A 6605-nucleotide genomic window follows, 5' to 3' on the forward strand; every position below is an offset into this window, starting at 1 on the left:
ACATCCAACCCGGTCGCCGTCCCCGCAGATTGCCCCTGCAAGTCCAGCCAAGGCTCTTACTCCGTGCACGAAGCGCGGCGAGCCTATCACCTGTTTATCCATACAGTAAAGGTCTTGCTCTCATGTCTTCACCCATCATCCCTTGGATGGGCGGCAAACGCCGCCTGGCCGACCGCCTCATCCCGCTTTTTCCGCCTCACGAATGCTACGTCGAAGTCTTTGCCGGCGGTGCCGCGCTTTACTTCATGCGACCCCAGGCCGCGCCCGTTGAAGTCCTCAACGACATCAACGGCGACCTGGTCACGCTATACCGCGTCGTGCAGAACCACCTGGAAGAATTCGTGCGCCAATTCAAATGGGCGCTCAGCTCGCGCCAGGTGTTCGAGTGGCAGAAGATGACCCGCCCCGAAACCCTTACCGACATCCAGCGCGCCGCCCGATTCTTCTACCTGCAGCACCATGCCTTCGCCGGCAAGGTCACCGGGCAGACGTTTGGTACCGCGACCACCGGCCCGGCCATCAACCTGTTGCGGATCGAGGAAAACCTCTCGGCCGCCTGGCAGCGTTTGTCCGGCACTTACGTCGAAAACCTCCCCTGGCTTGAATGCGCTGAACGTTACGACCGTGCCCATACTTTCCATTACATGGACCCGCCTTACTGGCAGACCGTTGGTTATGGCGTCGATTTTCCGTTTGAGAATTACGAGCGGATGGCCGACTTTATGCGGCGCTGCAAAGGAAAGGTGATGGTCAGTATCAACGACCATCCTGATATCCGCCGGGTATTTGAGGGCTTTAACTTTGAGACGTTAGACATTCGTTACTGCAACACCAATCAGCGGCAGGGCAAGGCTGATGTGAGCGGCGAGCTAGTAATTATGAATTGGGAGCTGGCTGAGCTAGGCGGTTTATTTTAAATTAAGAGGTCCCTGGTGGGTGGTGTTTGCTAAAGTTGTGAAAGCCTCACTCCCCCCCCCCTTTATGCCTCTGTGAGATTGATATGGATTTTTTTACTCCAATAGTTGAAGAGCCAAAGCAGAATAAAAATTTCAAGGCTGTATTGGCTGGATTTAGAGCTGCCGAGCGAGCCCTTTTTACGGCATGGGCGGAGGGGTTCGAGGATAGAGATGGGAAGATAGTGAAGGAGTTTCAAACGACTTTTAACTCTACTTTTTGGGAAGTGTATTTGCACGCGTGTTTTCGAGAGTATGGCTTTCATCAAAACTGGGCGAGTGCAACACCTGATTTTGTACTCTCTGCAAACGGGTATGAGTTTATAGTCGAGGCCACAACTGGTAATGCTGCTCAAGGTAAGCCTAGCGAGTGGGACAAAACTTACAGTGCTGAGGAATTACAGTCGGTTCGTCGTTTCAGAGACTTGAATAAAGAAGCGGTAATACGTTTGTCCAACGCGATTGTTGGAAAAGCAAGAAAATATGAAAAATTTTATAAGACGTTGAGTCATGTTCACGGCAAGCCGTTTGTTATTGCTGTGGCACCTTTCGAGCAGCCTCATTTTAACTTGCAGTATGATAGGCCAATTAGGGCGTTGCTTTATGATTACTATGTTGATGAAGACGCATTTTTAGATAATCCAGCGCTTTACCCCAATGGCCCTCCCGCCATTAGTCTTGGTTACGTTGAAAAAGATAATGGGTCGGAGGTGCCGCTAGGTTTGTTTAACAACTCCGAAATGGCAGAGGTTAGTGCAATAGTATTTAGTTGCGCTGCTACATGGGGGAAGCTGAGCTCGATGTCTACAAACACAGAAACCGTCACGCAAGTTTTTTCAGTTTGGGCTACTCCGCCTGATGGAGTTCCGGAGAAAAGAATGGGTCCCCCGTCGGAATGTGGTGAGACAATACTGGACGGACTACAGGTGTTTCATAATCCAAATGCTAAATTCCCATTGTCTCCGGATGTCTTCAGAGGTAATAGAGTTGTGCAGCACTTTTTTGATAAGAGTATGGGTGAGTGGGTATATGAAGGCAGGTTGGACTCACTCCAGTTTCGTCAGGTGCATGCAACTGGCAAGCATCGTATAAGGAATACATAGTTACTTGTATGCGTCAGGCGTCGACGAGAGGCTCAATTAGTTCTTTCGTTTTGTTTTTAACATTTCCCACCGCTTTATCCACTCGGAACCACTCGAACACCTCTGTCGGCTCGCCCTGCAGTAGTATCAATTGTTCGGCTCGCTCCTTGGGCGTGGCCGGATCCAGCCATTCCCGAGCTAACACAGACGACAAGGTCACCGGACGCCGATCGTGTATGTCCACCATGCCGCCGGCGCTGTCGGCGGTGATGATAACGAAACCGTCATGCTCGCCCGGCTCATGTTCTCCGATGGGATACTGACCAATCGCAGCACAGAGGATTGGCGTCTGGTCACGATGGCGGATTAGGTAGGGCTGCTTCTTCGGCCCGCCTTCATAAACCCACTCAAACCAGTTGTCGATCGCGATGATTGCTCGGTGGGGCCAGATGACTTTGAAGAACGGTCCATGGGCGACCTTCTCAACGCGAGCATTTATCGGCGCGGCGCGGTCTTTGGCCCAGTGCGGGCGCCAGCCCCAACGAACCATGTCTGCGCGCAGGTATTCACCATCCCGGTGAAAGAGGGCGAGCTGAGTGGTCGGAGCAGCGTTATAGCGCTCGAAAGGCTGATCGCCGGCATAGTTGAGTAAGGCATTGGGGATGCTGAGTGCCGCGACGAAGTCGTGAATGCCCCGGTATTGGGAAAGGCGTCCGCACATGTTTGCACCCTCCGGCTGTGTATTCAGGGTAGACCAGCGACAAAAGGCTTCGTTACAAACCCTCGGCCAGCGCAGGTCAGGCAGTCTTCAGAGCGGTCAAAACGATCAAGGCAAGTCGGGCAGATGCAGTACCTGGCCAGGTCGAGAAGCGGCCGCACTCTTTCGAAAGCGTGCAGGTCGCGGCATTCCAGGGCAACCTGGGAGGCGTCCACCAGCGCACGGTAGAGGTACGGATCCTCGATCGGCTCGTAGGTGACGCCCTCGACTGTTCTTCCAGTTTCTATGAGGTCGTACTGCTTTCCATCCGGCAGCGTCAATATAAGCCCGGCAATCCTCGCGTTAACTCCGGACGGGCTGAAAACAAGGTTCGCTCCAGTGGTACCGCTGTAAATTTTCCCGTCGTACGAGGATCGTGCGTTGTCGGCAAGCGTGCTTGCGGAATAGAAAATTGACTGTCCAATGCGACCAAATAGCTCGCCATTGCCACGCTGCAAAACGTCGTAGGCAGAAGCCCCACAGTAGCGGGCTGGCGAGGTTTGAAGTTCTTCCACTGCGTGCCAGTAGGCGGCGTTCGCCATCTCGTTCATGTCGAACTGCTGGAGTTCATCGATCAACCCCTCGGCAGCCAAAGTCGCGCTCATGGCGTTAAGGGTCTGGCGGTGGGCCTCGGGGTTCTGCATTCGAAAGTCGTGGTCGTCGAGGGTCGAGCGCCACTGCTGAAGTCTCAGCGCTTTAGCCTGGTCGAAATTCATAGAAACGGATTCGCTGTACATGTGCTGGGTTTATGTACAGTAATAGGGGGGGGCACAATGGGCGAGGACGAAGCGACGAGCTGTAGTTGTCGAGGTGTTGGCCACCCTAAATCTTCAGGAATTGCCCAGGGGGGCCGCTGAGCGCTGATGACTATCCCAGGCAGACCTGCCAGCCCCTTCAAAACTCGCGGCTTGTTCGTCGGCTTCCGAAGCCTGCCACCTCCAGCTTGAAAGTGCCCGTTATATCTGTGATAACACTGGAAAGTGGCGTTGTGCTATGTCGCCGCATTTTCGCTGCAAGCCAGAAAAAGGGTAAGCGCGAGCCAAACGAATACTATCAGGGTCGGTAGCGAAAAATGGAGTTTGATGCATGAACGACAAGCTTGAAGCGTGTGTAGATCTTCCAAACGGTTCACGATTCTATCGCGGGGATCTTCATATTCACTCCTACATAGCATCCCATGATGTCAAAGATGAAGGAATGACTCCCGAAGCGATTGTGGCGACAGCGGTTGCAGAGGACTTGCAGATAATTGCCGTTGCGGACCATAACGAAATTGGGAATGTGCAGCGTGCCGTTGAGGCGGGAGTCGCAGCAGGGGTTTTAGTGATACCCGCTGTAGAACTATCTACACCTGAAGGACATCTGTTGTGCTATTTACCTGATGTCTCGTCATTGCAACAATTTCATGGACGGCTTGATGTTGTTGATCGGGGGCTCGATAAAAGCCGCTGTAGAAATGCAATGCATTCCTGCTTAGATATCGCTGTTGATTTGGGTGGCTTTTGTGTTCTAGCCCATGTCGACGGTGGCAATGGACTTGAGACGAACTACCCAGGAGGATCTCCTCATAAGGTTGACATCTTATGCCACCCGGGACTACTAGGGATTGAGCTGAAAAGCCCTGACTCACTAGTGTCTTATTCCGGAGATGATGTCGACGCCGTTCGCGCGCAAATAGGAAGGTCCAGAATAGAGCGTCTTGGCCTTGGGGCGAAACAATATTTGGCACGTGTCTTGAATTCAGATTCACACACGTTAAACGCACTTGGACGAAACGCGGCACAGGACAGAAAGTTAACTAGATATAAAATGGCAGTACCTACATTTGCCGGGCTTGTGCTAGCTCTACGTGAAAATGACTCACGTATACGGCTTGAAAACGAAATACCTGCTACTACGCCTTATATATTGGGCGTGTGCCTAGAGGGTGGGTATCTGTCGAAGCAGGCTATCCATTTTAGCAGAAATTTAAACTGTATAATTGGTGGTAGAGGGTCAGGTAAGTCTACGACGTTTGAGGCAGTGAGATGTTTGACTGGTAGTGACTCTGGTGCTGAAGTAGTCGACTCTGAAGTTTGGCCGCAGCAACTAAACTTGTTCTGGCAAGATGAAGCAGGGCAGAGGCATTCTCTGTCAAGATGCATTAATGGGTCTCTTGAGAATCTTGATAATGTTCAGAGCGGTCCGGTAAGTTTTGATATTGATTGTTTCGGCCAGGGTGAGGCATCTAAAGTTCGTGAGCAAGCGAAAAGTGATCCACTTGCCCTATTGAAGTATTTGGACACCTTTACAGCGGTTCAGGATGCAATCAAAAGTGAGCACGAAGCAATATCTGCGTTGTCCGCCATTCGTGAAAAGGTTATAGAGGCTGAGCGAAATGTTGCGCAGATACCGGAGATTCAAAGGTCGTTGAATGTGGTGCAGCAGCAGCTAACTGCATTCGAAGCAGCTCAGGGTTCCGAGCTGGTTAAGTTGCAGCGTAGTATGGCTGTCGAAAAAGAAATCCGAGCCGGGTTAGACAGAACGATCTGCGAAATCGATGGGCTTATCGATTCCTCTGGCGTGAATGACTTACTGAAAGATATACAGAATTCAGTGCGCGGGAAGGACGTGTCTGTAGGGGCTGAGGAGGTGGCGTTAATTGAAGAGGCTGTTGAGTTGTTTGCCAATAAGGTAGAAGATTTTTACGGTATTTTGAATAGTGCCTTCATCGAGTTTCAGGCCAATACTCAGGCGATTTCAAAGCAATGGGAGGCAAAAGAACAGCCACTTCGAGCCGACATTGAGGCTAAGCGCAGTGCTTTAGAAGCCAAAAATGTGAAGCTGGATATGGGGCATATCACGAAGCTAACTCAGCAAGAAGGCCAGTATAAAGTCAGCTTAGAAAGCTTGAAAACGTGGACTCCGCATCTTCAGCTTTTGAAAACTCAGTACGCCACTGCTTTGAAGGCGCGGTGGGTGGCCCGAACTAAAGTAGCCAATGATCGCCAGAGATACGCAATCAAAGCCTCTAAGTCTCTTGCGGAAGTCCTCGATGATCTCCAAGTAAAGCTAGTTTACTCCGAAAGCGCTTATTCCTCCGAAGCAGTGTCTATAATCGTGAACGCGATGAAATGGAGGACCACGAGCCAGGGCAAGGCCAAAGCTATAGTCGAGCAACTGAAGGTGCCGGGATTGCTCAACGCTATTGATAAAGGTAACTCGAACGCTCTGTTAGAAGTGGCTGCATCTGAGGGAGTTAAAATGTTCTCCGCCGCAGATGCTAAAGAAATAATCGATTTACTTAGCGAGCCTTCGGTTAAGTTTAGCCTTGAAAGATGTCAGGTTGACGATCTTCCAAGATTGACAGTGACGAAGAGGTCAGATGATCCTGCCGTGTTGAGGTACATGCATAAGGACTTTTCGCAGCTTTCCTTAGGGCAACAGCAATCAGTGTTACTAGCGCTCATACTCTCGTCTGATAGTAAAAAGCCGCTAATTATTGATCAGCCTGAAGATAATTTGGATAGTGAGTTCATTGTTCATACATTCGTTCCGGTGTTACGTAGGGCTAAGGAGCGTCGCCAAGTTATAATTGTGACTCACAATGCTAACATAGCGGTGCTGGGAGACGCGGAGCAGCTAATTGTTCTAAAAAGCACCAGTGAGAAAAGCATGATCGTAGCTCGCGGGTCTATCGACGATGAGAATGCGCGAGTGGCTGCATGCAAAATTTTGGAGGGGGCTCGCGAAGCTTTCTTGCGTAGAGCCAAAATATACGTGTAGTGGTCTAATGATTCCGGACACCCATTTAGGCGAGAATGCTCGCCAGAC

The 6605-nt window shown here is 50.9% G+C and carries 5 protein-coding genes; 3 read left to right on the top strand and 2 right to left on the bottom strand.

Annotated elements, in window-relative coordinates:
* Positions 1–122: 122 nt before the first annotated feature.
* Positions 123–917 (top strand): DNA adenine methylase, encoded by a 795-nt coding sequence (locus tag MO767_RS22770; protein WP_282482338.1) that lies wholly within the window; start codon positions 123–125, stop codon positions 915–917.
* A gap of 83 nt (positions 918–1000) precedes the next feature.
* Positions 1001–2056, top strand: coding sequence for a hypothetical protein (locus MO767_RS22775; RefSeq protein ID WP_282482339.1), 1056 nt, complete (start codon positions 1001–1003; stop codon positions 2054–2056).
* A gap of 13 nt (positions 2057–2069) precedes the next feature.
* Here the strand turns inward: MO767_RS22775 and MO767_RS22780 are convergent, their stop codons facing one another.
* Positions 2070–2756, bottom strand: a complete 687-nt coding sequence (locus MO767_RS22780; protein WP_282482340.1) for an SOS response-associated peptidase family protein — start codon at positions 2754–2756, stop codon at positions 2070–2072.
* 23 nt (positions 2757–2779) lie between these two features.
* Positions 2780–3529 (bottom strand): hypothetical protein, encoded by a 750-nt coding sequence (locus MO767_RS22785; protein ID WP_349016934.1) that lies wholly within the window; start codon positions 3527–3529, stop codon positions 2780–2782.
* 349 nt (positions 3530–3878) lie between these two features.
* Between MO767_RS22785 and MO767_RS22790 the strand changes: the two genes are divergently transcribed.
* Positions 3879–6557, top strand: coding sequence for a TrlF family AAA-like ATPase (locus MO767_RS22790; protein WP_282482341.1), 2679 nt, complete (start codon positions 3879–3881; stop codon positions 6555–6557).
* The last annotated feature ends 48 nt before the right edge of the window (positions 6558–6605 follow it).

The sequence above is a fragment of the Pseudomonas sp. UYIF39 genome (assembly GCF_029963765.1).
Taxonomy (GTDB): Bacteria; Pseudomonadota; Gammaproteobacteria; order Pseudomonadales; family Pseudomonadaceae; genus Aquipseudomonas.